The sequence below is a fragment of the Pseudomonas sp. YNh genome (assembly GCF_037993085.1).
Taxonomy (GTDB): Bacteria; Pseudomonadota; Gammaproteobacteria; order Pseudomonadales; family Pseudomonadaceae; genus Aquipseudomonas; species Aquipseudomonas putida.
In genome coordinates, this window is the sequence record NZ_JBBMRJ010000003.1 from 49,030 (window position 1) to 75,339 (window position 26,310).

The following is a 26,310-nucleotide window of genomic DNA, read 5'->3' on the forward strand; positions in this document are numbered from 1 at the left end:
TCCTAGCGGGATTTCTCGAAAGGTTTCACAAATGTGATTCTAGGCTCTTTCCACGGCCCTTCGACACGGTAGTGCACGCTGGCAAAGCGCGACACGCGGTCACCGATCAAGCGGTCGACCAGGAACAGCGCACCGCCTACGGCCGGCGCGCCGATAATCAGTGCAGCCAGCGGCAGGTTGTTGGTCACCGGCAGGCTCACCTGCAGGTTGGCATCGACCCGGTCGCGCACCATGTCCAGGGTGCCCTCCAGCTCAAAGTTGCTCGACGGGCCAGTGACACTGATCGGCTCGCGGGTCACATAGACACCGTCACTGGCAACCAGCAGGCCTTTGACCCGGTCGTAGGCCAAGCCCTTTTCGAACAGGTCGGAGAAGTCCAGGCGCAGGCGCCGGCCAATGGAGTTGAAGTTGAGCAGGCCGAACACGCGCAGTGCCTGTGCACTGCCTTCAACTTCGACGAACTGGCCGGTGCGCAGCGCCGCGTCCATGCTGCCAGAGAAGCGCTTCAGGCCCACCGCAGCGGGCGAACCCGGCCAGCGACCGTCCACATCCAGGCGGAAGTCACGGCTGGTCACAGTCGGAGCGAAGCCCCAGGCCTTGAGCACATCGGCCAGGTTCTTGCCGTCCAGGCGCCCTTTGTACCAGCTGCTGGTGCGGCCCTGCTCACCCTCCCAGCCGCCACCGCCGTCGATGCGCAGCCCTTTGAAGTCGAGGTCGATATCGCTGGCGGTCACGCCCCGCGCTGTCGGTCTCAATTTGATCGCCGCGCTGCCGAACAGGTCGTCGCCGCGGTAAAGCTTGTCGATGCTCAAATCCAGCGCCGGTACCTTGCGCGGGTCGAACGAGGCCAACGGGTCCGGGCCCTCTTCGGCCTGAGCCTGGGCAGGGTCGGCAGCGGGCAGGCGCAGGGTCTGCATACGCACGACCATTGGCGCACCCTTGGCATCCGGCACGCGGGCGTTGCCAATCACTTCCTTGCTGTCCAGGCGCAGGTCCCAGGCCGGGCCGCCACGGGCCATCCGCACCACGGCCTGGTTCAGGTCCATGCCGAAGGCTTTCAGCTGGCCGATGCTCAGGTCGACACTTTGCAGGTTCTGTCGCGCGCTGCCACCTGGGTCGTCACCGGCAAGCCGGGCCGCCTGTTCTTGCCAAGGCGCCAGGTCCAGCGACTCCAGGCGCCCGCGTACCCGCAAACCCTGCCCAGTTGGGAGTTGGGCGTCACCAGTGCCCAACAGCAATTCACCACGCCCCTGCATGAGCTTGTCGGCCGGTGCGGCGTAGGCAAAGCGTGCAAGGTCGGTGTAAGCGGCATCGAACCGCCGCTCCTGGCCTTGCAGGCTCATGCTGAAACGGCTGTCGCGGGTGTCTGCTGCGGCTTTGCCGAAGGGCGCCGGCAGGTCGATGGCCAAGCCCTTCAGGTTCGAGTTGACGCTCAGTCGGTTGTCCCGGCTACCCAGGCTGAGTTGCAACTGGTAAGGCAGGTCACCGGACGCCGGCAAGGCCTGTTTGAACTGCAGCCAGTCGGTCAGTGCCTTGAGCGATACCTGGCCATTGGCTTCGATGCGCGTCTGCATCTGCCCCGGCTGGCCTTCGGCAGTAATTTGCGCCGTCACCGGCTTGCCGAACGCCTGCAGGCTGATGCCCTTGCCACTTAGGCCTTTGTCAAAATCGAAGCTGAAATCACCCTTCAAGCGGCTCAACTCCAGGCTGGGCGGGGCAACTTTCAGGCGCGCATCGCTGGTGGCGAAATCCACCTGCACTTTCGGCCGTTCCCCATGAGCCAGCGGGATGTCGAGCTTGACCTTGCCCTTCAACGGCCCTTCGCCCTCCCAGCCGGCGAAGATCTCGCCCGTGCCGATCGGCGCTTCCTTGAGTATTTTCAGGCCATCGCCCAGGCTGCCGTCGAAGTCGCCATCCAGGTACAGGCGGCTGTGCTGCTCACCCTCGACATGCGGGATATCAACGCTGACATCGCTCACCCTGGTGTCGAGCAACAGGCCACGCTGGGCCTTGATGCGCACACCGCTGTCCTCGATGAACACATCGCCATCTACGTGCTGCACCTGCGGCCAGCCAGGCTGGAAGTCCAGGGCCGCGTCCCGCACCTTGAAAAACAGGCTGATGCTGCGAGCCTCCGGTGCGGCGCCATGATTCAGCGAGCCCTGGTACTGGAAGTAACCCTCATCCACCGTGCCTTTGACGATGGCGCTGCGCAGCCATTCGTCGAGGGCCGGGCTGAGCACCTCGGGCAGGTACTTGGCGGTGTAGCGGCCATCGCCCTCGGTGAGGCCGACACGCAGGTCCATGTAGTCCTCGCGGCCTTCCTCGAACAACAGGCGGATAAGGAAGTCACCCGCAATCTTGCCCTCCTCGCCCAACACCTTGAGGTAAGGCGCAACCAGGGTGAAGCCTTCCTTGTCCAGCGCCCAGGTCAGGCGCGCATTGGCTTTCTGGTATTGCCAGGGTTTGGCGAAGATCGGGTACAGGTGCAGCATGAACGCATCGGTATCCAGGCGCAGTTCACCATGCCCCAGGTCGCCGCTGATGCTGCCGCTGACGTTACCGGCAGCCGGGGCACCGTGATAGGCATCGAAGCCGACCTTCTCCAGGTTGGCGTCGAATTGCAGGCGCTGGTCACCCTCGGCCTTGGGCCGGGCCTCCAGCCGTACATTGCGCAACGCGCCGGTTACTTTCAGGCCATCGACTACTGCCATGACATTGTCAGGCAGCGGTGCCAGGGCTTCGATCAGCGGGGTAAGGGGCGTAAGGTGCAGCCGGTCGGCCTGCAGCTTCCAGCTTTCATCGGCAGCGCTCTGGCCGGGGCGCTGCTGCAACTGCAGGTGCGACTCCCAGCGGGTCTTGCCGATGTCCATGGCCAGGGAGTCGACCACTACATCAAAGCCTTGGGCCTGGCGCTGGAACCAGGCGCCCAGAGCCAGATTGTTCAGTGTCGCGGCCTTGCGCCCGGCGTAACCGCCCTGCAGCTCGGGTGCGTTGAGCCGCACCACTGCCTGCTGCAATTGCCCTTCGCGCCAGTCGACCCACAACTCGCCGCCTGCTCGCAGCGCCTCGGCATGCCACTGGCCCAACAGGCGTGGGGGCAACCATCGCGCCCAGTCACTCTGCGGCAGGCTCAGGTAGGCATCTAGCTGGGCATCACGCCAGGCCTTTGCCGACGCACGGCTACGCAGGTTCAGCGCAAGGGGCTGGCCATCGGGCAGGGTTGCACTCAAGTCCAGGGCCTGGCGCGAAGCACCCGCCTGCAGGCCGGCGCTCACATACGTCAGGGTGAGCGGGTCACGCTGCCACGGGTGCAAGGTGACCTGGCTGTCGAACACATCAATGCGGCCCAGCTGGCGCAGGCGCTCCAGCAGTTCGGCGGGGTCAAGCGGCGCATCGTCCTTCTTCGGCAGGCCTTCCAGGTCCCAGGCCCCCTGCTCGTTCTCACGCAGGATCAGTTGCAGACCACCCAGCTGTATACGCGCCAGGCGCACTTCGCGGGCACTGAGGCTGGCCCAGACATCGGGCACAACCTTGACGTCGTCCAGGCGCAGCGCCGTCGCGCCTTCACCCAGTTGCAGGTCACGTACCCGCAGCACCGGTGCCAGGCCGCTCCAGCGCCCCTCAAGGGCACCGACATGCACCGGCAGGCCCAGCGCCTGCTCGGCTTTGCGTTCCACATCGGCACGGTATTCGGCCACCAGCGGTACCAGCTCGCGGCCGAGGCTGACATACAACGCCACCAATACCGCCAGCAGGGCGCAAAAGCCCAGCCCCCAGCGGGTCAAGGCGACAAGAACGCGGGTCAGACGTCCCATGGCCATGGCCCTCCAAGTCGTTTATCCATGATGGCCGGTAGTGGCGGTTTTGCCAGCCCGAACATCCAGTGGCGCGTTCGAGAAGACCTCAGAGCAGCACCACGTCGTATTGTTCCTGCGAATACATCGACTCGACCTGGAAGCGAATGGTTCGACCGATAAAGGCCTCCAGCTCTGCCACGTTGCCCGATTCTTCATCCAGCAGGCGGTCGACCACCTTCTGGTTGGCCAGCACACGGTAGCCCTCGGCCTGATAGGCACGTGCCTCGCGCAGGATCTCGCGGAAGATTTCGTAGCAGATGGTCTCGGGGGTTTTCAGGTTGCCGCGGCCCTGACAGGCCAGGCACGGCTCGCACAGCACCTGCTCCAGGCTTTCACGGGTGCGCTTGCGGGTCATCTGCACCAGCCCCAGCTCGGTGATGCCGATGATGTTGGTCTTGGCGTGATCCCGTTCCAGCTGTTTTTCCAGTGTGCGCAGCACCTGGCGCTGGTGCTCTTCATCTTCCATGTCGATGAAGTCGATGATGATGATGCCGCCGATATTGCGCAGGCGCAGTTGCCGGGCGATGGCGGTGGCAGCCTCCAGGTTGGTCTTGAAGATGGTCTCCTCAAGGTTGCGATGGCCGACGAATGCACCGGTGTTCACATCAATGGTGGTCATCGCTTCGGCCGGGTCGACCACCAGGTAGCCACCGGACTTGAGCGGCACCTTGCGCTCGAGGGCGCGCTGGATTTCGTCTTCGACACCGTACAGGTCAAAGATTGGCCGTTCGCCTGGGTAGTGTTCGAGGCGGTCAGCGATTTCCGGCATCAGTTCACCGACGAACTGCGTGGTCTTCTGGAAGGTTTCACGCGAGTCGATGCGGATCTTCTCGATCTTCGGGTTGACCAGGTCACGCAGGGTACGCAGGGCCAGGCCCAGGTCCTCGTAGATGACCATCGGCGCGCCGCAGGTCTTGATCTGGGCGCCAATCTGCTCCCACAGGCGGCGCAGGTAGCGGATGTCCTGCAAGATCTCTTCGGCACGAGCGCCTTCGGCGGCGGTGCGCAGGATGAAACCACCGGCATCCTTGATGTTTTCGCTTTCCATGCAGTTGCTGACCACCTGCTTGAGGCGGTCTCGCTCGGCTTCGTCTTCGATCTTCAGCGAAATGCCGACATGGCTGCTGCGCGGCATGTACACCAGGTAGCGCGAAGGGATCGACAGCTGGGTGGTCAGGCGTGCGCCCTTGGTGCCAATCGGGTCCTTGGTCACCTGCACCACAAGGGACTGGCCTTCGTGCACCAGCGCCGTGATGGTCTCGACCGCCGAGCCTTCACGCTGGGAAATTTCCGACGCATGGATGAACGCGGCGCGCTCCAGGCCGATGTCGACGAAGGCCGCCTGCATGCCTGGCAGCACACGCACCACCTTGCCCTTGTAGATATTGCCGACGATGCCACGGCGCTGGGTGCGCTCGACGTGCACTTCCTGCAGTACCCCGTTTTCCACCACCGCCACGCGTGACTCCATCGGGGTGATGTTGATCAGGATCTCTTCACTCATGGCCGGCTCTCGTCAAAGGTCTTTTGTAATGATGGATGGCGTATGCCGTGCTGGCTACTGCGGGTTTGTTACCTCTGGCGTATGCACGGGCGATTGCCAACAGGCGATACCAAACGTGCCAAGCAACTCGGCCGTCTCACTGAGGGGCAGGCCTACCACGGCCGAATAACTGCCGGACAGACCGGTGACGAACACTGCGCCCAGGCCCTGGATGGCGTAGCCACCGGCCTTGTCCACAGGCTCGCCGCTGGCCCAGTAGCGTTGTGTTTCATCGGCGCTGATCGCCCGGAAGCGCACCTTGCTGGTGACGCACAGGCTTTGCGTATGCAGCCCGTCGCTGAGGGCAACCGCAGTCAATACCTGGTGCTCGCGGCCCGACAGGTCAGCCAGCATGGCCATGGCATCTTCGCGGTTTTCCGGTTTGCCCAGAATACGACCATCGAGCACCACGGCAGTGTCCGCCCCCAGCACCACAGCCGGGCCCTCGACACGGGCCAGACCAGCCGCAGCCTTGGCCCGAGCCAGGCGCTCAACGTAGGCCGGGGCGCTTTCGTCAGGCAGCGGGGACTCATCGATGGGTGCACTGACAACGGTGAAAGGCACACCGATCTGGGTCAGCAATTCACGACGGCGGGGCGAGCCAGAGGCCAGGTATAACGGGTTCATGCAGACATCTCCCTGTCAGTTGCGGCGTCGCCGTCAGTTGATATGCAAGCGTCGGCGCAGGTCGCGCAGGGCGAAACTGATCCATGGCCAGAGCAAGGCACTGATGACCGCCGACCAGACCAGCGCCAGGGTAGGCAGCCGGTTGCCGGTCAGGGCGCTGAGCCATAGCTGGATAAGCTGGGCGATGCCGAAAATGACCAGGATCACCAGGCTCTGCTGCCACATGGGGAACATGCGCAAGCGCTGCTGCAGGGATAACACCAGGAAGGTGATGAGGGTGAGAATCAACGCGTTCTGGCCCAGAAGGGTGCCGTACAACACGTCCTCGGCCAGGCCCAGCACGAACGCCGTGGTCATGCCGACCTTGCCCGGCACCGCCAGGGTCCAGAACGACACCAGCAAAGCCAGCCACATGGGCCGGAACACTTCCATGAACTGCGGCATGGGCGAGACGCTGAGCAGCAGGCCGATGGCGAAAGTCAGCCAGATGACCCAGCCGTTGTTGCGGCGCGAAGCAGCCATCATTGTCTCCGGGTGTGAGCGGGTGCGGCAGGCGCTGCGGCAGGCGTGGCAGGGTTGGCCGCCGGGGCTGCAGGCTGTGCGGCCGGTGCTGTCGGCGCTGCGGGTGTGGCTGGGGTTACAGGCGTAGTGCTGGCAGGTGTGCCCTGCTCGCCCGTACCCGCCGGTTGGCCGGGGACCGAGGTGCCCTTGCGGTCAGCCTCTTCCTGGGCGATGGCAGCATCAGTGGCGCGCTGCTCCGGGGTACGCCGGTCGCTGAACACCAGCAGCATGTAACGGCTGCGATTGAGCGCGGCGGTGGGAATGGCGCGTACGATGGCGAACGGCTGCCCGGAATCGTGGATCACCTCGTTGACCGTCGCCACCGGATAGCCAGCCGGGAAGCGCTGGCCCATGCCGGAGCTGACCAGCAGGTCGCCTTCCTTGACGTCGGCGGTATCGGCCACGTGACGCAGTTCAAGGCGCTCCGGGTTGCCGGTGCCACTGGCAATGGCGCGCAGGCCGTTGCGGTTGACCTGCACCGGAATGCTATGGGTGGTATCGGTCAGCAACAGTACCCGTGAGGTGTAGGGCATCAGCTCGACCACCTGGCCCATCAGACCGCGCGCATCGAGCACCGGCTGACCAAGGAACACACCATCACGCTCGCCCTTGTTGATCAGGATGCGGTGGGTGAACGGGTTGGGGTCGACACCGATCAGCTCGGCCACTTCGACCTTTTCGTTGACCAGCGCCGAAGAGTTCAGCAACTCGCGCAGACGCACGTTCTGCTCGGTCAGGGCTGCCAGTTTCTGCAGACGCCCCTGCAGCAGCAGGGCTTCGGTCTTGAGCTTTTCGTTTTCGGCGATCAGTTCAGTGCGGCTGCCGAACTGGCCGGCCACGCCTTGCCACGCACGTTGCGGCAGGTCGGTGATCCAGTACGACTCCATCAGCACCATGCCCATCTGGCTGCGCACGGGCTTGAGCACGTCAAAGCGCGCGTCGACAACCATCAACGCGACCGACATCACCACCAGAACGAGCAGGCGAACGCCCAGCGAAGGGCCCTTGGAGAAAAGCGGTTTAATGGGCCGTTCCTCGTGGACGACTCAGGAGGTCATTGGACATGGAACAACGCACCAGCCTGGTTGCGGGTTGACGGATACGGCGCCCTTGACGGGCGCCAGCCCAGCACATACAGGTAGCACTGTGCGTGCTACCTGTAAACCGGGCGCTCGTGAACAGCGAGTGGGATCACTCGCTGGAGAGCAGGTCCATCGCGTGCTTGTCCATCATCTCCAGGGCGCGACCGCCGCCACGGGCGACACAGGTCAGCGGGTCCTCGGCGACGATCACCGGCAGGCCGGTTTCCTGGGCCAGCAGCTTGTCGAGGTCACGCAGCAGCGCGCCACCACCGGTCAGCACCAGGCCACGCTCGGCGATGTCCGAAGCCAGCTCGGGCGGCGATTGCTCCAGGGCGCTCTTCACGGCCTGGACGATGGTCGCCAGCGATTCCTGCAGCGCTTCGAGCACTTCGTTGGAGTTCAGGGTGAAGGCACGCGGTACGCCTTCGGCCAGGTTGCGGCCACGCACATCGACTTCGCGCACTTCGCCGCCCGGGTAAGCGGTACCGATTTCCTGCTTGATGCGCTCGGCAGTGGACTCGCCGATCAGGCTGCCGTAGTTGCGGCGCACGTAGGTGACGATGGCTTCATCGAAGCGGTCGCCGCCAACACGTACGGATTCGGCATAGACCACGCCGTTCAGGGAAATCAGTGCGATTTCAGTGGTACCACCACCGATATCGACGACCATCGAACCGCGAGCCTCTTCAACCGGCAAGCCAGCACCGATGGCAGCTGCCATTGGCTCTTCGATCAGGAACACTTCACGGGCACCGGCACCCAGGGCCGACTCGCGAATGGCGCGGCGCTCTACCTGGGTCGACTTGCACGGCACGCAGATCAGCACGCGCGGGCTTGGCTGCAGGAAGCTGTTCTCGTGAACCTTGTTGATAAAATATTGCAACATTTTTTCGCAAACGCTGAAGTCGGCGATAACGCCGTCCTTCATCGGACGAATGGCAGCAATGTTGCCAGGCGTACGGCCCAGCATGCGTTTGGCTTCGGTACCGACGGCGACGACGCTTTTCTGATTGCCATGGGTACGGATGGCAACAACCGAGGGCTCATTCAGAACGATACCGCGCTCACGCACGTAAATAAGGGTGTTGGCAGTACCCAGGTCGATGGAGAGATCGCTGGAAAACATGCCACGCAGTTTCTTGAACATGGGAAAGTGACCCTGGGGAAAGCGTGGGTAAAAAAGTGCGGCAAACTCTAACAATGGCAGGGATTTTGGGCAAGGAGCCAATATGTTAAATTGGCTGTTTTTCCGAGCATGCCAGCCGATGATCGCGGCCGTTGGACCGCCAGAAAGCTGACATGTTCCTCATCGCGGACCCAAATTCCGTTCTTTGTTTCCCTTGGAGATCTTCATGGCGCTTGAACGCTGCGACGTGGAAAAGATCGCCCATCTGGCCCGTCTGGGGCTGAATGATGGCGAACTGCCACGCATTACCGATGCCCTGAACAGCATCCTCGGGCTGGTCGACCAGATGCAAGCGGTCGATACCACTGGCATCGAGCCCCTGGCCCACCCGCTGGAGGCCAGCCAGCGCCTGCGCCCCGACCAGGTCACCGAAAGCAACCAGCGCGACGCCTACCAGGCTATCGCGCCGTCGACCGAAAGCGGTCTGTACCTAGTTCCCAAAGTCATCGAGTAAGGGATAGAGCCTGCCATGCATCAATTGACCCTGGCCGAGATCGCCCGCGGACTCGCCGACAAGTCGTTTTCCTCCGAAGAGCTGACCGGCGCCCTGTTGGCGCGCATCAAGCAACTCGACCCGCAAATCAACAGCTTCATCAGCGTCACCGAAGACCTGGCCCTGGGCCAGGCGCGTGCCGCCGACGCCCGTCGCGCCGCAGGCGAAACCGGCGCGCTGCTGGGTGCCCCCATCGCCCACAAGGACCTGTTCTGCACCAACGGCGTACGCACCAGTTGCGGCTCGAAGATGCTCGACAACTTCAAGGCGCCGTACGACGCCACCGTGGTCGCCAAGCTGGCTGAAGCCGGCATGGTCACCCTGGGCAAGACCAACATGGACGAGTTCGCCATGGGTTCGGCCAACGAATCCAGCCACTACGGCGCGGTGAAGAACCCGTGGAACCTCGAACACGTCCCAGGCGGTTCGTCGGGCGGTTCGGCCGCTGCCGTGGCCGCGCGCCTGCTGCCGGCCACCACTGGCACCGACACCGGCGGTTCGATCCGCCAGCCGGCGGCACTGACCAACCTCACCGGCCTCAAACCGACGTACGGTCGTGTTTCGCGCTGGGGCATGATCGCCTACGCCTCCAGCCTCGACCAGGGCGGCCCGCTGGCCCGCACTGCCGAGGACTGCGCCCTGCTGCTGCAAGGCATGGCCGGTTTCGACGCCAAGGATTCCACCAGCATCGAAGAGCCGGTGCCGGACTACAGCGCCAACCTCAATGGTTCGCTGCAGGGCCTGCGGATCGGCCTGCCGAAAGAGTACTTCGGTGCAGGCCTCGACCCGCGTATCGCCGACCTGGTTCAGGCCAGTGTCAAAGAGCTGGAAAAGCTCGGCGCAGTGGTCAAGGAAATCAGCCTGCCGAACATGCAGCACGCCATCCCGGCCTACTACGTGATCGCCCCGGCTGAAGCCTCTTCCAACCTGTCGCGCTTCGACGGCGTGCGCTTCGGCTACCGCTGCGAGGACCCGAAAGACCTCACCGACCTGTACAAGCGTTCCCGTGGCGAAGGCTTCGGCGTTGAAGTGCAGCGCCGGATCATGGTCGGCACCTACGCCCTGTCGGCCGGCTACTACGACGCGTACTACGTGAAGGCACAGCAGATCCGCCGCCTGATCAAGAACGACTTCATGGCCGCCTTCAACGATGTCGACCTGATCCTCGGCCCTACCACGCCGAACCCGGCCTGGAAGCTTGGCGCCAAGAGCAGCGACCCGGTCGCCGCCTACCTGGAAGACGTCTACACCATCACCGCCAACCTGGCGGGCCTGCCGGGCCTGTCGATGCCGGCCGGCTTCGTCGACGGCCTGCCGGTCGGTGTGCAGCTGCTGGCACCGTACTTCCAGGAAGGCCGCCTGCTCAACGTCGCGCACCGCTACCAGCAAGTGACCGACTGGCACACCCGTGCCCCCAACGGCTTCTGAGGAGTTCACACATGCAATGGGAAGTTGTGATCGGGCTGGAAATCCACACCCAGCTCGCCACCCAGTCGAAGATCTTCTCCGGCAGCGCCACCACCTTCGGTTCCGAGCCGAACACCCAGGCCAGCCTGGTTGACCTGGGGATGCCTGGCGTACTGCCGGTGCTGAACCAGGAAGCCGTGCGCATGGCATGCATGTTCGGCCTGGCCATCGATGCCGAAATCGGCAAGCGCAACGTGTTCGCGCGCAAGAACTACTTCTACCCGGACCTGCCCAAGGGCTACCAGATCAGCCAGATGGACCTGCCAATCGTCGGCAAGGGTCACCTGGATATCGCCCTGGAAGACGGCACCATCAAGCGCATCGGGGTAACCCGCGCGCACCTGGAAGAAGACGCAGGCAAAAGCCTGCACGAAGACTTCAGCGGCTCCACCGGCATCGACCTCAACCGTGCCGGTACCCCGCTGCTGGAAATCGTCTCCGAGCCTGACATGCGCAGTGCCAAGGAAGCCGTGGCTTACGTCAAGGCGATCCACGCGCTGGTGCGCTACCTGGGCATCTGCGACGGCAACATGGCCGAAGGCTCGCTACGCTGCGACTGCAACGTGTCGATTCGCCCGAAAGGCCAGGTCGAGTTCGGCACCCGCTGCGAGATCAAGAACGTCAACTCGTTCCGCTTCATCGAGCGCGCGATCAACAGCGAAATCCAGCGCCAGATCGACCTGATCGAAGACGGCGGCAAGGTCGTGCAGGAAACCCGCCTGTACGACCCGAACAAAGACGAAACCCGCTCCATGCGCAGCAAGGAAGAAGCCAACGACTACCGTTACTTCCCCGACCCGGACCTGCTGCCGGTGGTGATCGAGGACAGCTTCCTCGAAACCATCCGCGCCGGCCTGCCGGAGCTGCCGCCGCAGAAGGTCGAACGCTTCCAGAGCCAGTACGGCCTGTCGGCCTACGACGCCAACGTGTTGGCATCCAGCCGCGAACAGGCGGACTACTTCGAGGAAGTGGTGAAAATCGGTGGCGACGCCAAGCTGGCGGCCAACTGGGTCATGGTCGAGCTGGGCAGCCTGCTTAACAAGCTGGGCATCGAGATCGACCAGGCACCGGTCAGCGCCGCGCACCTGGGTGGCATGCTGCTGCGCATCCGCGACAACACCATCAGCGGCAAGATCGCCAAGACCGTGTTCGAGGCCATGGCCGCCGGTGAGGGCGATGCCGACAGCATCATCGAAAGCAAAGGCCTGAAGCAGGTTACCGACACCGGTGCGATCGACAAGATGCTCGACGAAATGCTGGCGGCCAACGCCGAGCAGGTCGAACAGTACCGCGCCGCCGACGAGGCCAAGCGTGGCAAGATGTTCGGCTTCTTTGTCGGCCAGGCGATGAAAGCTTCCAAAGGCAAGGCCAACCCGGGGCAGGTGAACCAATTGCTCAAGGCCAAGCTCGAAGGCTGACCTGAATATGCTGCGAGGGCTTTGCCCTCGTTCGCGGGCTTGCCCGCCCCCACAGTACTGCACCGCTCTCACAGGCGGTGATATGCCTGTGGGAAGGGGGCAAGCCCGCGAATGGCCGCACTGGAGCGCATCTCACTTGCTGAAAAGATCCCTGGGTACTCTCGCCCTCTTCTCCCTGCTGGCCGGCTGCGCCAGCCACGACATCGACCCGCGCGGTTACGACCAGACGGGCACCGCTTCCTATTACGGCTCGCGCCACCACGGTAAACGCACCGCCAGCGGCGAACCGTTCAACCAGCACGGCCTTACCGCCGCCCATCGCAGCCTGCCGTTCGGCACTCGCGTACTGGTCACCAACACGGCCAACCAGCGCAGTGTGGTGGTGCGCATCAACGACCGTGGCCCGCACACACGCGGCCGCCTGATCGACCTGTCTCGCGCCGCAGCAGAAAAAATCGGCATGCTCCGTAGCGGAACAGCGCGCGTGCGAGTACAAGGGCTTAGCGACTGACGCGACAGGAGTCCGACCATTTTCGACCTGGCCACCCTTCCCACCTTCAGCCTGCTGCAATTGGGCGTTGCCCTGCTGCTGCTGGTCGGCGGCGCCGAATTGCTGGTGCGCGCAGCGCTGCGCCTGGCACAACGCCTTCATGTTCGCCCGTTGATCATCGGCCTGAGCCTGGTGGCTTTCGGCAGTACCGCGCCACAACTCACCGTCAGCCTGCAGGCCGCCTACCAGGGCGCGCCGGATGTGGCGGTCGGCAGCGTGATCGGCAGCAACATATTCAACGTACTGGTCATTCTCGGCCTGGCCGCGCTGATCATCCCCTTGCGCGTATCGCGCCAGCTGGTGCGCCTGGACATTCCGCTGATGATCGTCGCCAGCGGCCTGGTCTATGCCCTGTGCGCCAACGGTTACCTGGGCCGGGTTGAAGGGGGGCTGCTGCTGCTTGGCCTGGTCGGCTACCTGGTAATGCTCTGGCACCAGTCGCGCCACTACGCACGCACCTACCCCGCGCCGGACACGGCCAAATCCAGCGCCAGGCGCTTCTGGTCAGGCACGCTGCTGCTGGTGTTGGCCGGCCTTGCCCTGCTGAGCCTGGCGGGGCACCTGCTGCTGGAGGCCGCCGTGGAGGTTGCCACCGACCTGGGGCTGTCCGAGCGCATCATCGGCCTGACCGTCGTCGCCATCTGCACATCCCTGCCAGAGCTCGCCGCCGCATTGATCGCTGCCCTGCGCGGTGAACGGGAAATTGCCGTGGGCACGGTCATTGGCAGCAACCTGTTCAACCTGCTGGCCGTGCTGGGCCTGACCGCGCTGATCACCCCTGAGCCGCTGTCGATCTCGCCCAACGCCCTGGCGTTCGACCTGCCAGTAATGCTCGGGGTTGCCGTGCTGAGCCTGCCGGTGTTCTATTCCGGTTACCGGATCACCCGCGCCGAAGGCCTGGTGTTCCTCTGCCTGTACCTGGCGTACGGGCTGCACGTGGCGGCATTCACAATGGGCATGCCGCTGGCCGGGCGCCTGGAGCGGTTGATGCTGTTCTATGTGCTGCCTGTGCTCGCCGTGGTGCTGCTGTATACCACCGTGCGCGCCTGGCGCCGGCAGCATTGATCGGGCCATGTCATCTGGCGCATGCCTTAAGCCTTGTGTCGCCCTTTAGATCGAGCGCCGCGCGGGCGGCGCTCGATCTCACAGGCGATACAAATCTAACGGCGAACCTGCCGAGCCTTCTTCAGCTTGAAGGCCACCCACAGCACGGCTATCCATGCCGGGATCAGCATTACCGAGATGCGAATCGGCGGGGTCAGGTACATCACCACCAGAATCAGCACAATGAACGCCAGGCACAGGTAGTTGGTCAGCGGGTGCCCCAGGCTCTTGTAGAACGGGGTAATCCCGGCCGCCAGCTTGGCTTTGCGGAACTTCAGGTGGGTAATGCTGATGCTCGCCCAGTTGATCACCAGCGCCGACACCGCCAGGGCCATCAGCAAGCCAAAGGCCTCACCCGGCATCAGGTAGTTGATCACCACGCACAGCCCGGTAGCGAAGGCCGACACGCCCAGCGCAGTCAGCGGCACACCGCTACGGCTGACGTTCAGCAACTGGCGCGGTGCATCGCCCTGGCTGGCCAGACCAAACAGCATGCGGCTGTTGGCGTATACGCAGCTGTTGTAGACCGACAGCGCGGCCGTCAGCACCACGATATTGAGAATGGTCGCCACCAGGTCGCTGTCCAGTTCGTGGAAGATCATCACGAACGGGCTACCGCCCTGCACCACTTTCTGCCACGGGTACAGCGACAGCAGCACCGCCAGGGCACCGATGTAGAAGATCAGGATGCGATACACCACCTGGTTGGTGGCCTTGGGGATGCTTTCGCGCGGGTTGTCGGCCTCGGCAGCGGTGATACCCACCAGCTCCAGGCCACCGAACGAGAACATGATCACCGCCAGCGCCATCACCAGGCCGCTGACACCGTTAGGGAAGAAGCCGCCGTATTGCCACAGGTTGGCCACGCTGGCATCCGGGCCGCCATGGCCACTGCTCAGCAACCAGGCGCCGAAGCCGATCATGCTGACGATGGCCACTACCTTGATCAGGGCGAACCAGAATTCCATTTCGCCGTAGACCTTCACCTGGGTCAGGTTGATCAGGTTGATCACCACGAAGAAGATCGCCGCCGTGGCCCAGGTGGGGAAATCAGGCCACCAGTACTGCACGTAGATACCCACAGCCGTCAGCTCGGCCATGCCCACCAGCACATACACTACCCAATAGTTCCATCCCGACACGAAGCCTGCAAACTCGCTCCAGTACTGGTGGGCAAAGTGGCTGAAGCTACCGGCTACCGGCTCTTCCACCACCATTTCGCCCAACTGGCGCATGATCAGGAAGGCCATCAGGCCCGCGATGGCATACCCCAGCAACACGGAGGGGCCGGCCAGCTGAATGGTCTGGGCGATGCCCAGGAACAAGCCGGTACCGATGGCCCCGCCCAGCGCGATCAGCTGGATATGGCGATTCTTCAGCCCGCGCTGTAGCTCGGGCGTGCTCTGGTCTTGCATGAAGTGTCCTTTAGCTCAGTGAGGCTGTGTTTTTTGTGTTGTTTGCAGTCAAGGATCTAGATCCATCCGCCCCACTGCAAGATGAAAATGCCGATATTGGTGGTGATTGCCGCCATTAGCGTAGTAATGACGATGATCGACGCAGCCAGATGATGGTTGCCGTTGGCTGCTCGCGCCATGACGTAACTGGCTGCTGCGGTAGGGCTGCCGATGTACAGGAACAGGATGCCCAGTTCGGCCCCGCGAAAGCCACACAGCCAGGCGCCGAGGGTGCCGGCCAGCGGTAGCCAGACCATCTTCACCAGGCTGGCGTCGATGGCCAGCCTGCCGCTGTCGCGCAATGCCGTCAGCGACAGGGTGCCGCCAATACACATCAAGGCCAACGGCAGGGTCATCTGCGCCAGGTAATCCCCCGAAGTCAGCAGCCAGTTGGGTAGCGGCACCTGGCCGTAAGCCATGGGTGTCGCGACCAGCACACTGATGATCAGCGGGTTGCTGAAGATGCTCTTGCAGATGCTCCACGGGTCGGACTTCAAGTCCGGGCTGTACACCGCCAGCACTACGGCCGACAGCGAGTTGTACATGAGGATGACCAGGCCGGCGAGCACCGCCCCCAGCGAAATACCGTAGTCGCCGTACAGGCTGGCAGCCAGGGCCAGGCCGATCACGCCGTTGTTGCCGCGGAACGCGCCCTGGGTATAGATGCCCCGGTCGGCCAGCGGGCTGCGCCAGATGGCCATGCCCCAGGCGACGGCGAAGCCAACCAGGGTGGCGGCGATGAAGTAGAGGATGACGCCAGGCTTTACCGCTGCTGCCAGGTCGGCGTGGTAGATACCGAGGAACAGCAGCGCCGGCATGCAGACGTTGAACACCAACTGCGAGGCGACACGGTTGAAATTGTCGTCGATCAGGTGGATGCGCTTGAGCAGCACGCCCATGAACAGCATGGCGAAGACAGGTGCCGTGATGTTCAGCGTCTGGATGAGAAGGGCGAGCATGCGCAAGCGATCCTGGAGAGGGTTGCCGTTAGGTGGCTAATGATACGCCAACGGCCGCTAGTTGCGGGGATCAGGTGCGATAAAGAGACGTTTCCGACAGTGCTGGCCTATCGCCGGCAAGCCAGCTCCCACAGGTATTGCACATATACCGGAACCTGCGGGGTGACTGTGGGAGCTGGCTTGCCGGCGATGAGGCCGGTACAGGCGATAGGGATCAGCGCCGGACCGGGCGCTTCTGCAGCTTGCGCTGCAAGGTCCGCCGGTGCATGCCCAGCGCCCGTGCGGTGGCCGAAATGTTGCCCTCGTGCTCGTTCAGCACGCGCTGGATGTGTTCCCACTGCAGGCGGTCGACCGACATGGGGTTTTCCGGCACCAGGGTATCCAGGTCGGTGTGCTCCGACAGCAGCGCTGCCAGCACATCATCGGCGTCGGCCGGCTTGCACAGGTAGTTGCAGGCGCCGCGCTTGACCGCTTCCACCGCAGTGGCAATGCTTGAGTAGCCGGTCAGGATCACCACGCGCATTTCCGGGTCCAGCTCCAGCAGCTTGGGCAGCAGCACGAGGCCGGAATCACCGTCCATCTTCAGGTCCAGCGTGGCGTAGTCCGGCAAGTCCTGCTGCGCCAGGATCAGCCCTTCTTCGGCAGAACTGGCGGTGCTCACGCGGAAACCGCGACGGCTCATTGCCCGAGCCATGACCCGGGTGAAGGTGGCATCGTCATCCACCAACAGCAGGTGCGGCAGCTCTTCGCTTTCGACCTGGTTTTCTTCGCTCATCATTCATCTCCTCGCTTGCCATAGGGCAGGCGCAATTCGGTCAGGGTGCCACCCTGCTCATGACTATAGAGTTTTACCGAACCGCCCGCACGGGTCACGCTGGCCTTGCTCAAGAACAGGCCCAGGCCGAAGCCTTTGCCTTTGGTGGTAATGAAGGGTTTGCCGATGGCTTCGGCAATGGCCGGCGGCACGCCAGGGCCATGGTCGCGGATGCTGATGACGATGTCCTGGGCATCCCAGTCCAGGCGCACCTCCAGGTCATCGGGGCAGGCATCGGCGGCATTGTTCAACAGGTTCAGCAACGCCTGGGTCAGGTCTGGCGGTGGTGTCAGCCGCGGCACCTTGCCATCGCGCAGGCGCTGGAAGCGGTAGCTGGCTTCGGGGCGCATCAGGTGCCAACGGTTCAGCGCCTCGTCCAGCCACGCGGTCACATCCTGCTCCACGATCGCCAGGCGGCGGTTGGCTTCGGCAGCGCGCACCAGCTGTTGCAAGGTCTCTTTGCACAGCTTTACCTGGTCCTGGAGGATCTGCAGGTCTTCCTGCAGCAGCGGGTCGGTATGGTCTTGGCGCATTTCGTTGATCAGCACGCTCATGGTCGCCAGCGGCGTGCCTAGCTCATGGGCGGCACCGGCGGCCTGGGTGGCCACGGCCAGCAATTGCTCGTCACGCAGGCTTTCTTCACGCCGTTCGGAGCGCAGCTGCTCCTGGCGGCGCAGCTCTTCGGCCATGCGCGCGGCAAAGAAGGTAATCACCGCCGCAGCCAGGGCAATGCTCAGCCACATGCCGTAGACCTGCATCTTGTCCCGCGCCATGGGCAGGCCTTCAAGCGGGTAGAACTGCACCAGCAGCAGGCTGTAGGCGGTCAGGGCGATACCCGAAAGAATCAGCGAATACAGCCACGGCAAGGTCACCGCGGCAATCGCCAGCGGTACCAGGTAATACGACACGAACGGGTTGGTCGAGCCGCCGGAGTAGTACAGCAAGGCACTGTGGATCAGCAGGTCGCAGGCCAGCTGCAGGGCGTACTCCATTTCGGTGACTGGCAGCGACAGGCGCAAGCGCAGCGCCGTAAAGGCACACAGCAACGAGGACAACGCCAAGGTGCCAGCCAGCGACAGCCAGGGCAACGGCAGCAATTCGGTCCAGTAGGCGACGCCCACGGAGCCGGCCTGGGCAGCCAGGACCAGGACCCGAATGACGGTCAGGCGCCACAGGTTCTGGCGGGTAGCGGACAGCGGTTGTACGGCAGCGAGCATGAGCTCTCCTGATGAGTGCTCCAGAAAATCGGCTGGAGTATACCGAAGCCGGGCGCCTCACTGCAGCGATGCGGCAAAGCGCCACACTTTGTCACAGGTTGATGATGGCACTTTTGAACCCACTACACTGTTGCCGGTCTGATGGGCCATGCGTGGAATGGATGACCAGACCCCACGCCTTTTATTGCCAAGGAGTACCACATGCAAATCCCACGTCGCGGCGCCGCCCTGATCCTGTCTTGCGGCTTGCTCGCCAGCCTGCCGGCGCTGGCTGCCGATGAGCCACGTTACAACCAGGTATCGCTGCGTGCCGAAGTGAGCAAGGAAGTGCCGCGCGACCTGATGGTCGTGACCCTGTACAGCGAAGCGCAGAACACCGACCCGGGCAAGCTCGCCAAGCAGATCACCGAAACCATGAACAAGGCCGTGCAGCAGTCGCGCCAGGTCAAGGACGTGAAGATCAGCCAGGGCAGCCGCAACAGCTACCCGGTGTATGACAGCAAGGGCCAGAAGATTACCGGCTGGCGCGAGCGCGCCGAGCTGCGCCTGGAAAGCGACAACTTCCCGGCCTTGTCCCAGCTTACCGCCGACCTGCTGCAAGAGCTGAAAATGGGCGGCATGGACTTCTCCATCGCCCCGGCCACGCGCAAGGCAAGCGAGGATGCACTGCTCAAGGACGCGGTCGATGCCTTCAAGGCACGCGCGCAACTGGCCACCGAAGCGCTGGGCGGCAAGGGCTATAAAGTGGTCAACCTGAACCTCAACAGCAGCGGTTACCCGCGCCCGTACCTGCGCAGTGCGCCGATGGCAATGAAAGCCATGGGGGCTGATGAAGCCGCGCCAGCGCCGGACATCGAGGCGGGTACCAGCGAAGTGAGCATGAATGCCGATGGCCTGATCGAAGTGCAGATGCCCTGACAACCCCAAGCTTCAAGCGGCAAGTTTCAAGTTGACGGTGAACCCGGTCTGCTTTGTCTTGTTGCTTGAAGCCTGCCGCTTGAACCTGCTTTTCAGACGATTCCTACGCACCACCCAGGTGCATCCTACGCATACCCCCGCCTCGAAATATCCCGCAAAATGCCATCATTTTGCCTGCGCAAACGTTTAACTTCGTCGAAAGTTATACCGATGCGACATCCATGTACGGTCGTACCACTTTTCCGGCGCCAACTATCCTTCTACCTGTTGCATTGGGAACACCCCCTGCATAAGTATCCTCAGGTCGGCTCACGAGGCCACCTCATCCAAAAAATGACAACAATGAGGCCACCATGCTCAAACACGCAGTCATTCCGTTCCTGCTTGGCGCAGGCTTACTCACCGGTGCACCGTCGGCCCTGGCCGCGTCCAACCTGGTGTTCTGCTCCGAAGGCAGCCCGGCCGGTTTCGATCCGGGGCAGTACACCACCGGGACCGACTTCGACGCCTCGGCAGAGACCGTGTTCAACCGCCTGACCCAGTTTGAACGGGGCGGCACTGCGGTCATCCCGGGCCTGGCGACCAAATGGGAAGTGTCCGACGACGGCAAGACCTATACCTTCCACCTGCGCGAAGGGGTCAAGTTCCATACCACCGACTACTTCAAGCCCAGCCGCCCCTTCAACGCCGACGACGTGCTGTTCACCTTCAACCGCATGCTCGACAAGGACAACCCGTTCCGTAAGGCCTACCCCACCGAGTTCCCGTACTTCACCGACATGGGCATGGACAAGAACATCGCCAAGGTGGAGAAACTCGACGAGCAGACGGTGAAGTTCACCCTCAACGAAGTCGACGCAGCGTTCATCCAGAACCTGGCCATGAGCTTTGCTTCCATCCAGTCGGCCGAATACGCCGACCAGTTGCTCAAGAATGGCAAGGCTGCCGACATCAACCAGAAACCGATCGGCACCGGCCCGTTCGTGTTCAGCAAGTACCAGAAGGACGCGCAGATCCGCTTCAAAGGCAACAAGGACTACTGGAAGCCCGATGACGTGAAGATCGATAACCTGATCTTCGCCATCACCACCGATGCCTCGGTGCGCATGCAGAAGCTGAAGAAGAACGAGTGCCAGGTCACCCTGTTCCCGCGCCCGGCCGACATCGAGCCGCTAAAGGCCGACAAGAATCTGCAAATGCCGCAGCAAGCCGGGTTCAACCTCGGCTATATCGCCTACAACGTGATGGACAAGATCAAGGGCAGCAACGAGCCCAACCCCATGGCCCAGCTGAAAGTGCGCCAGGCGCTGGACATGGCCGTGGACAAGAAGAAGATCATCGAGTCGGTCTACCAGGGTGCCGGCCAGTTGGCAGTCAATGGCATGCCGCCAACGCAATGGTCCTATGACGACAGCATCAAGGACGCCGCCTTCGACCCCGAAAAAGCCAAACAACTGCTGAAGGAAGCCGGCATCAAGGAAGGCACCGAGATCACCCTGTGGGCCATGCCCGTACAAAGGCCGTACAACCCCAACGCCAAGCTGATGGCCGAAATGCTGCAATCCGACTGGGCCAGGATCGGCATCAAGGCAAAGATCGTCAGCTATGAATGGGGCGAGTACATCAAACGCTCCAAGGGTGGCGAACAGGGCGCCATGCTGATTGGCTGGAGCGGCGACAACGGTGACCCGGACAACTGGCTGGGCACCCTCTACGGCTGCGATGCCGTCGACGGCAACAACTTCTCCAAGTGGTGCTACAAGCCCTACGACGACCTGATCAAGCAGGCCAAGGCCACCGCCGACCAGGCCAGGCGCACCGAGCTGTACCAAAAAGCGCAGCACATCCTCAAGGAGCAGGTGCCGATCACCCCGATCGCCCACTCCACCGTGTACCAGCCCATGAGCGCCAAAGTGAAGGACTTCAAGATCAGCCCGTTTGCGCTGAACGCCTTCTATGGCGTCAGCGTGGACAAATAGGCTGACTGAGGCACCCGCTGAATCGCGGGTGCCCTTCCCCCCACCTCTTCATGTCGTCCTGCGGCCATACGCTGCGGGTCGGCGAACTGTTGCCGCCATTCGTACCCGGAGGCGGCGCGAACAGATGAAAAAGGATTTGCCATGCGCCACGTTACCCGCCTTTCCGCGCTGCTGGCCCTGGGCCTGGTCAGCCAATCCCCGGTCCTGCTGGCCAACAACCTGGTGTTCTGCTCTGAAGGTAGCCCAGCCGGTTTCGACACCGCACAGTACACCAGCGCCACCGACAACGACGCCGCCGAACCGATCTACAACCGCCTGGTCGAGTTCGAGCGCGGCGGTACTGCCGTGCACCCTGCCCTGGCGACCCGCTGGGAAGTCTCCGACGATGGCTTGCGCTACACCTTCCACCTGCGTGAAGGGGTGAAGTTCCACAGCAACAAGGCCTTCAAACCTGGCCGTGACTTCAATGCCGACGACGTGCTGTTCACTTTCAACCGCATGCTCGACAAGGGCCACCCGTTCCGCCAGGCCTACCCCACCGAGTTCCCTTACTTCATCAGCATGGGCCTGGACAAGAACATCGCCCACGTCGAGAAAATCGACCCACTCACCGTGGTATTCACCCTGAACACGGTCGATGCCGCGTTCATCCAGAACCTGGCCATGAGCTTCGCTTCCATCCTCTCCGCCGAATACGCCGAACACCTGATGGCCAGCGCAAGGCCGAGCGACATCAACCAGCAGCCCATTGGCACCGGGCCGTTCGTGTTCCAGCGTTACCAGAAGGATTCGCAGATCCGCTACAAGGGCAACAAGGATTACTGGGCACCGGATGAAGTGAAGATCGACAACCTGGTGTTCTCGATCAACATCGACCCCTCGGTACGCATCCAGAAGCTGCGCCGCAACGAATGCCAGGTCACCCTGCACCCACGCCCCGCCGACCTGCCGGCGCTCAAGGCCGACCGTTCGCTGCAGGTGCTGCAGCAACCGGGCTTCAACCTCGGCTACATCGCCTACAACACCCAGCACCCACCCTTTGACCGGCTGGAGGTGCGCCAGGCGATGGATATGGCTGTGAACAAGAAAGCCATCCTGCAGGCGGTTTATCAGGACTCCGGCCAACTGGCGGTCAACGCCATGCCACCCACCCAGTGGTCCTATGACGAAAGCCTCAAGGACGCACCCTACGACCCGGAAAAGGCCAGGCAGCTGCTGCAGCAGGCGGGCGTCAAACCGAGCACCGAAGTCACCCTGTGGGCCATGCCGGTGCAACGCCCGTACAACCCCAACGCCAAGCTGATGGCCGAAATGCTCCAGGCCGACTGGAACAAGCTTGGTTTCAAGGTGCGCATCGTCAGTTACGAATGGGGCGAGTACCTCAAGCGCATGAAAAGCGGCGAACACGACATCGCCCTGATTGGCTGGACCGGCGACAACGGCGACCCGGACAACTGGCTGGGCACCCTCTACAGCTGCGATGCCATCGGCAGCAACAACTACTCGCTGTGGTGCGACCCGCAGTACGACAGCCTGGTCAAGCAGGCCAAGCAGGTCACCGACCAGGCGCAGCGCAGCGCCCTGTACCAGCAGGCCCAGCAGCGGCTCAAGCAGCAGGTGCCGATTACCCCGGTGGCGCACTCCACCGTGAACCAGCCGCTCAGCGTCAAGGTTTCCGGGTTCAAGGTCAGCCCGTTTGGGCGCAATGATTTCTCCGGCGTGCGTGTTGACTGACTTTTAGCCTTCAAGGGCCTCTTCGCGGGTAAACCCGCTCCCACAAGTACCCCCATCAGCCAGGGCCTGCACAGGTCCCTGTGGGAGCGGGTTTACCCGCGAAAAGGCCGGTACAGGTAGCCCAACGCCCCCGATTTAGCCCGGCGACCCCGGGCAACCCTGGCAACACCGCAACAACCATCCGGCCCACAAGGCCGGCAATGACTAGAAAAAAATGGGAGCTTCAACCTTGAGAGTATTCACCCTGACCGCACTGGCCTTATCCATCAGTGCCTTTTCCACCGTGGCCCAGGCCGATCCGCAAAGCCAGGCCTTCATCCCGCTCACCCTCAAAGCCAGCAGCGAGCAGGCGCAAGCCAGCGGCTTCATCGACGGCCAGAGCCTGTCCGGCACCACCCGCAACTGGTACGCCCGTGAACGCGCCGCACGCGCGCCGCTGTGGCGCTACTACAAGAGCGACGGCACCCGCCACCCCACCCACAGCCGGGAAAACTGGCTGCAAGGCACCATCCTCAACTACAGCTCCGGTTTCACCCAAGGCACCGTGGGCATCGCCGTCGAGGCCGCAGCCTACAATGCCATTGCCCTGCAACAGAACCGCCAGGCCGTCGCCGGCCCCAACAACCGCACCCTTACCCACAGCGATGGCGACCCCATCGGCCAGTGGAGCAAGCTGGGCCTGGGCAATATCAAGGCGCGTGTGTCCAACACCACCCTTACCCTCGGTCGCCAGTCGGTAGACACGCCGATGATCGCCTACATCGGCAACCGCGCCTTGCCATCGAGCTTCCAGGGCGCGTTCCTGCACAGCGCCGAGTTCGACAACCTGAGCTTCGACCTGGGCACCTTCGACCGCGTCTCGCCACGTACCGAACAGAGCCTGAGCAAGTTCCGCAGCGAATACAGCGCCACGGGCGTGGAAACCGACCGCGCCAGCACCGCCGGCATCAACTACCAGCCGTTCAGGAGCCTGAGCACCAGCCTGTACGCCACCCAGGTCGACGACTTCTGGAACCAGTACTACTTCGGCGCCAACCACGTGCTCGGCGACAGCGCAGTGCTCAGCCTGAGCACCGGCCTGAACTACTACAAGACCGTGGATGCCGGCAGCCAGAAAATGGGCAAGATCGACAACGACACCTACAGCCTGTCGCTCGACCTTACCCACCAGGCCCACACCCTCGGTGCCTCCTGGCAGCAGGTGAACGGCAACGAGTACTTCGACTACCTGCACGAAACCAACGGTATCTACCTGGCCAACTCGCTGCTGTCGGACTTCAACGGCCCCAACGAAAAATCGCTGAAGATCTCCTACGTACTGAACATGGCGCCCTACGGCGTGCCCGGCCTGAAGTTCAACCTGTACAACGCCCGCGGCTGGGGCATCGACGGCACCCACTACCGCGGCACCGCCTACGACGTGAATGGCCTGAACGGCGAAACCCACTACGAGTGGGGCATCGGCACCAGCTACGCGGTGCAGAGCGGGCCGCTGAAAGACACCAGCGTCCGCGCCACCTACACCACCCACCGCGCCAGCAAGGCCCAGGGTGACGGCAGCCTGGACGAGTTCCGCGTGGTCACCACCATTCCATTCAACATTCTTTGACCGCTGGCGCCACGGCCCCTTCGTGACGGGCCGTGGCGGCTACGCTGGAATCAATGCAAAAGCAGGGAGTCTTCAACCCATGCAGAGAGCTTTCATCAAATCGCTACCGCTACGCTTGGCCCTGGCCGCTCTGGTGCTCGGCGGCGCCACGCAGCTGGCAGCCAAACCGCTGGTGGTGTGTACCGAGGCCAGCCCGGAAGGGTTCGACGTTGTCCAGTACACCACCGCCGTCACCTTTGATGCTTCGGCCGAGACGCTCTTCAACCGCCTGGTCGACTTCAAGCCCGGCACCACTGACATCCAGCCAGCCCTGGCCGAGCGCTGGGATATCTCGCCAGACGGCCTGACCTACACCTTTCACCTGCGCCAAGGGGTGAAGTTCCACACCACCGACTACTTCAAGCCAACCCGCGACTTCAACGCCGACGACGTGTTGTGGAGCCTCAACCGCCAGCTGGACCCGAACCATCCGTGGCACGACAAGACCAGTGTCGGTTACCCGTATTTTGAAAGCATGGCCTTCAAAGAGCTGCTCAAGTCGGTGAAGAAGGCCGACGAGCGCACCGTGGTGATCACCCTTGCCCGCCCGGAAGCGCCCTTCCTGCATGACATGGCCATGGGTTTCACCTCGATCTACTCCGCCGAGTACGGCGACCAGTTGCTCAAGGCTGGTAAAACCGCTGAGCTGAACAGCAAGCCGATCGGCACCGGCGCGTTCATTTTCCAGCGCTACAACAAGGACGCGCAGGTGCGCTTCAAACCCAACCCGGACTACTTCCGCGGAAAACCGCCGGCCGACGCCCTGGTGTTCGCCATTACCACCGACAGCAACGTGCGCCTGCAAAAGCTGCGCGCCAATGAATGCCAGGTCGCCCTGTATCCCAAGCCGGATGACGTGCCATCGATCAAGACCGACCCGAAGCTCAAGGTCGCCGAAATCGAAGCCCTGGTCACCGGCTACATCGCCATGAATACCGAGCACAAATACCTCAGCGATGTACGCGTGCGCAAAGCCATCAATATGGCTTTCGACCGCCAGACCCATGTTGACCAGCTGTTTGGCAAAGGCAACGCGCTGGTGGGTGTGAACCCTTACCCGCCGACCATGCCTGGCTACAACGCTGCCAACCAGAACCCGCCCCGTGACCTCGCAAAAGCACGCGCCCTGCTCAAGGAAGCTGGCGTGCCGGACGGCACGGTGATGACGCTATTCACCCGCAACGGCGGCGGTATGACCAACCCCAACCCTCGCTTATCTGCCGAAATGCTTCAGGCCGACCTGAAACAGATCGGCCTGAAGCTGGATATCCGCGTGATGGAGTGGGCCGAAATGCTGCGCCGCGCCAAGAAGGGCGAAGCCGACATGGTGTCCACCGGCTGGGCGGGCGACAACGGCGATCCAGACAACTTCCTCACCCCACTGCTTAGCTGCGACGCGGCCAAGACCGGCGAGAACTACGCCCGCTGGTGCAACTCGAAATTCCAGGAACTGATCACCCGCGCCCGCGAGGTGGTCGACAACGAGGAGCGTGCAAGGCTCTATAGCGAGGCATTGAAGGTGTACGATGACGACCAACCCTGGATCAGCATGGCCCATCCAAAGATGTTCACCGCCATGCGTGACAACGTGGAGGGCTACGTGATCAGCCCTCTGACCAACAATAACTTCGCCACCACCAAGGTGAAGTAGAACAACAACGACCGCCGGCAACCCATACGGGAACCGGCGGCACTG

The 26,310-nt window shown here is 62.9% G+C and carries 20 protein-coding genes; 10 read left to right on the plus strand and 10 right to left on the minus strand.

Annotated elements, in window-relative coordinates:
- Positions 1-2: 2 nt before the first annotated feature.
- The 6 genes from WF331_RS04285 to mreB form a co-directional block, all read right to left on the minus strand.
- Entirely contained in the window at positions 3-3,824 is a 3,822-nt protein-coding gene (locus WF331_RS04285) for a YhdP family protein (RefSeq protein ID WP_340622677.1), read from the minus strand.
- Positions 3,825-3,906: 82 nt separating this feature from the next.
- Positions 3,907-5,364 carry a ribonuclease G gene (rng, locus tag WF331_RS04290; protein WP_340622678.1) on the minus strand — a complete coding sequence of 486 codons (1,458 nt, stop codon included), beginning with the start codon at positions 5,362-5,364 and terminating at the stop codon, positions 3,907-3,909.
- Positions 5,365-5,418: 54 nt separating this feature from the next.
- Positions 5,419-6,030, minus strand: a complete 612-nt coding sequence (locus WF331_RS04295; protein ID WP_284361887.1) for a Maf family protein — start codon at positions 6,028-6,030, stop codon at positions 5,419-5,421.
- Positions 6,031-6,063: 33 nt separating this feature from the next.
- A complete protein-coding gene (gene mreD, locus WF331_RS04300; protein ID WP_016485021.1) occupies positions 6,064-6,552 on the minus strand; it encodes a rod shape-determining protein MreD in 489 nt (162 codons plus the stop codon).
- Entirely contained in the window at positions 6,552-7,586 is a 1,035-nt protein-coding gene (mreC, locus tag WF331_RS04305; RefSeq protein ID WP_218178501.1) for a rod shape-determining protein MreC, read from the minus strand. The genes mreD and mreC overlap by 1 nt, the downstream gene beginning before the upstream one ends.
- Positions 7,587-7,782: 196 nt before the next feature.
- A complete protein-coding gene (gene mreB / locus WF331_RS04310) occupies positions 7,783-8,820 on the minus strand; it encodes a rod shape-determining protein MreB (RefSeq protein ID WP_003255163.1) in 1,038 nt (345 codons plus the stop codon).
- 205 nt (positions 8,821-9,025) lie between these two features.
- On the opposite strand from mreB, the gene gatC reads away from it, so the two are divergent.
- The 5 genes from gatC (at position 9,026) to WF331_RS04335 (ending at position 13,852) form a co-directional block, all read left to right on the plus strand.
- Positions 9,026-9,313: an Asp-tRNA(Asn)/Glu-tRNA(Gln) amidotransferase subunit GatC gene (gene gatC, locus WF331_RS04315; protein WP_003255165.1), complete on the plus strand. Its 288-nt coding sequence runs from the start codon at positions 9,026-9,028 to the stop codon at positions 9,311-9,313.
- 15 nt (positions 9,314-9,328) lie between these two features.
- On the plus strand, positions 9,329-10,780 hold the full coding sequence (gene gatA, locus WF331_RS04320) for an Asp-tRNA(Asn)/Glu-tRNA(Gln) amidotransferase subunit GatA (RefSeq protein ID WP_016501352.1): 1,452 nt from the start codon (positions 9,329-9,331) through the stop codon (positions 10,778-10,780).
- Between the two features lie 11 nt (positions 10,781-10,791).
- A complete protein-coding gene (gene gatB / locus WF331_RS04325) occupies positions 10,792-12,237 on the plus strand; it encodes an Asp-tRNA(Asn)/Glu-tRNA(Gln) amidotransferase subunit GatB (RefSeq protein WP_016501353.1) in 1,446 nt (481 codons plus the stop codon).
- 136 nt (positions 12,238-12,373) lie between these two features.
- Positions 12,374-12,748, plus strand: a complete 375-nt coding sequence (locus tag WF331_RS04330) for a septal ring lytic transglycosylase RlpA family protein (RefSeq protein ID WP_016501354.1) — start codon at positions 12,374-12,376, stop codon at positions 12,746-12,748.
- A gap of 60 nt (positions 12,749-12,808) precedes the next feature.
- Positions 12,809-13,852: a calcium/sodium antiporter gene (locus WF331_RS04335; RefSeq protein WP_016501355.1), complete on the plus strand. Its 1,044-nt coding sequence runs from the start codon at positions 12,809-12,811 to the stop codon at positions 13,850-13,852.
- Between the two features lie 95 nt (positions 13,853-13,947).
- Here the strand turns inward: WF331_RS04335 and WF331_RS04340 are convergent, their stop codons facing one another.
- From WF331_RS04340 to WF331_RS04355, 4 genes are all read right to left on the minus strand, one after another.
- Positions 13,948-15,306, minus strand: a complete 1,359-nt coding sequence (locus WF331_RS04340; RefSeq protein ID WP_340622679.1) for an amino acid permease — start codon at positions 15,304-15,306, stop codon at positions 13,948-13,950.
- Between the two features lie 56 nt (positions 15,307-15,362).
- Positions 15,363-16,304 (minus strand): AEC family transporter, encoded by a 942-nt coding sequence (locus WF331_RS04345; protein ID WP_340622680.1) that lies wholly within the window; start codon positions 16,302-16,304, stop codon positions 15,363-15,365.
- Positions 16,305-16,518: 214 nt separating this feature from the next.
- Positions 16,519-17,079: a response regulator transcription factor gene (locus tag WF331_RS04350; RefSeq protein WP_003255244.1), complete on the minus strand. Its 561-nt coding sequence runs from the start codon at positions 17,077-17,079 to the stop codon at positions 16,519-16,521.
- Positions 17,079-18,335 carry an ATP-binding protein gene (locus tag WF331_RS04355; RefSeq protein WP_012270632.1) on the minus strand — a complete coding sequence of 419 codons (1,257 nt, stop codon included), beginning with the start codon at positions 18,333-18,335 and terminating at the stop codon, positions 17,079-17,081. The genes WF331_RS04350 and WF331_RS04355 overlap by 1 nt, the downstream gene beginning before the upstream one ends.
- A 201-nt stretch (positions 18,336-18,536) precedes the next feature.
- Here WF331_RS04355 and WF331_RS04360 point away from each other — a divergent pair, with 201 nt between their 5' ends.
- From WF331_RS04360 to WF331_RS04380, 5 genes are all read left to right on the plus strand, one after another.
- On the plus strand, positions 18,537-19,253 hold the full coding sequence (locus WF331_RS04360; RefSeq protein WP_016501359.1) for an SIMPL domain-containing protein: 717 nt from the start codon (positions 18,537-18,539) through the stop codon (positions 19,251-19,253).
- A gap of 353 nt (positions 19,254-19,606) precedes the next feature.
- Entirely contained in the window at positions 19,607-21,232 is a 1,626-nt protein-coding gene (locus tag WF331_RS04365; RefSeq protein ID WP_340622681.1) for an ABC transporter substrate-binding protein, read from the plus strand.
- A gap of 141 nt (positions 21,233-21,373) precedes the next feature.
- Positions 21,374-22,966, plus strand: a complete 1,593-nt coding sequence (locus WF331_RS04370; RefSeq protein ID WP_340622682.1) for an ABC transporter substrate-binding protein — start codon at positions 21,374-21,376, stop codon at positions 22,964-22,966.
- A 229-nt stretch (positions 22,967-23,195) separates the two neighbouring features.
- Complete coding sequence (locus tag WF331_RS04375) at positions 23,196-24,575, plus strand: OprD family porin (RefSeq protein WP_016501362.1); 1,380 nt, start codon at positions 23,196-23,198, stop codon at positions 24,573-24,575.
- Positions 24,576-24,654: 79 nt separating this feature from the next.
- The gene (locus WF331_RS04380; RefSeq protein WP_340622683.1) at positions 24,655-26,265 is read left to right on the plus strand and encodes an ABC transporter substrate-binding protein; all 1,611 of its coding nucleotides are present in this window, start codon (positions 24,655-24,657) and stop codon (positions 26,263-26,265) included.
- Positions 26,266-26,310 lie beyond the last annotated feature (45 nt).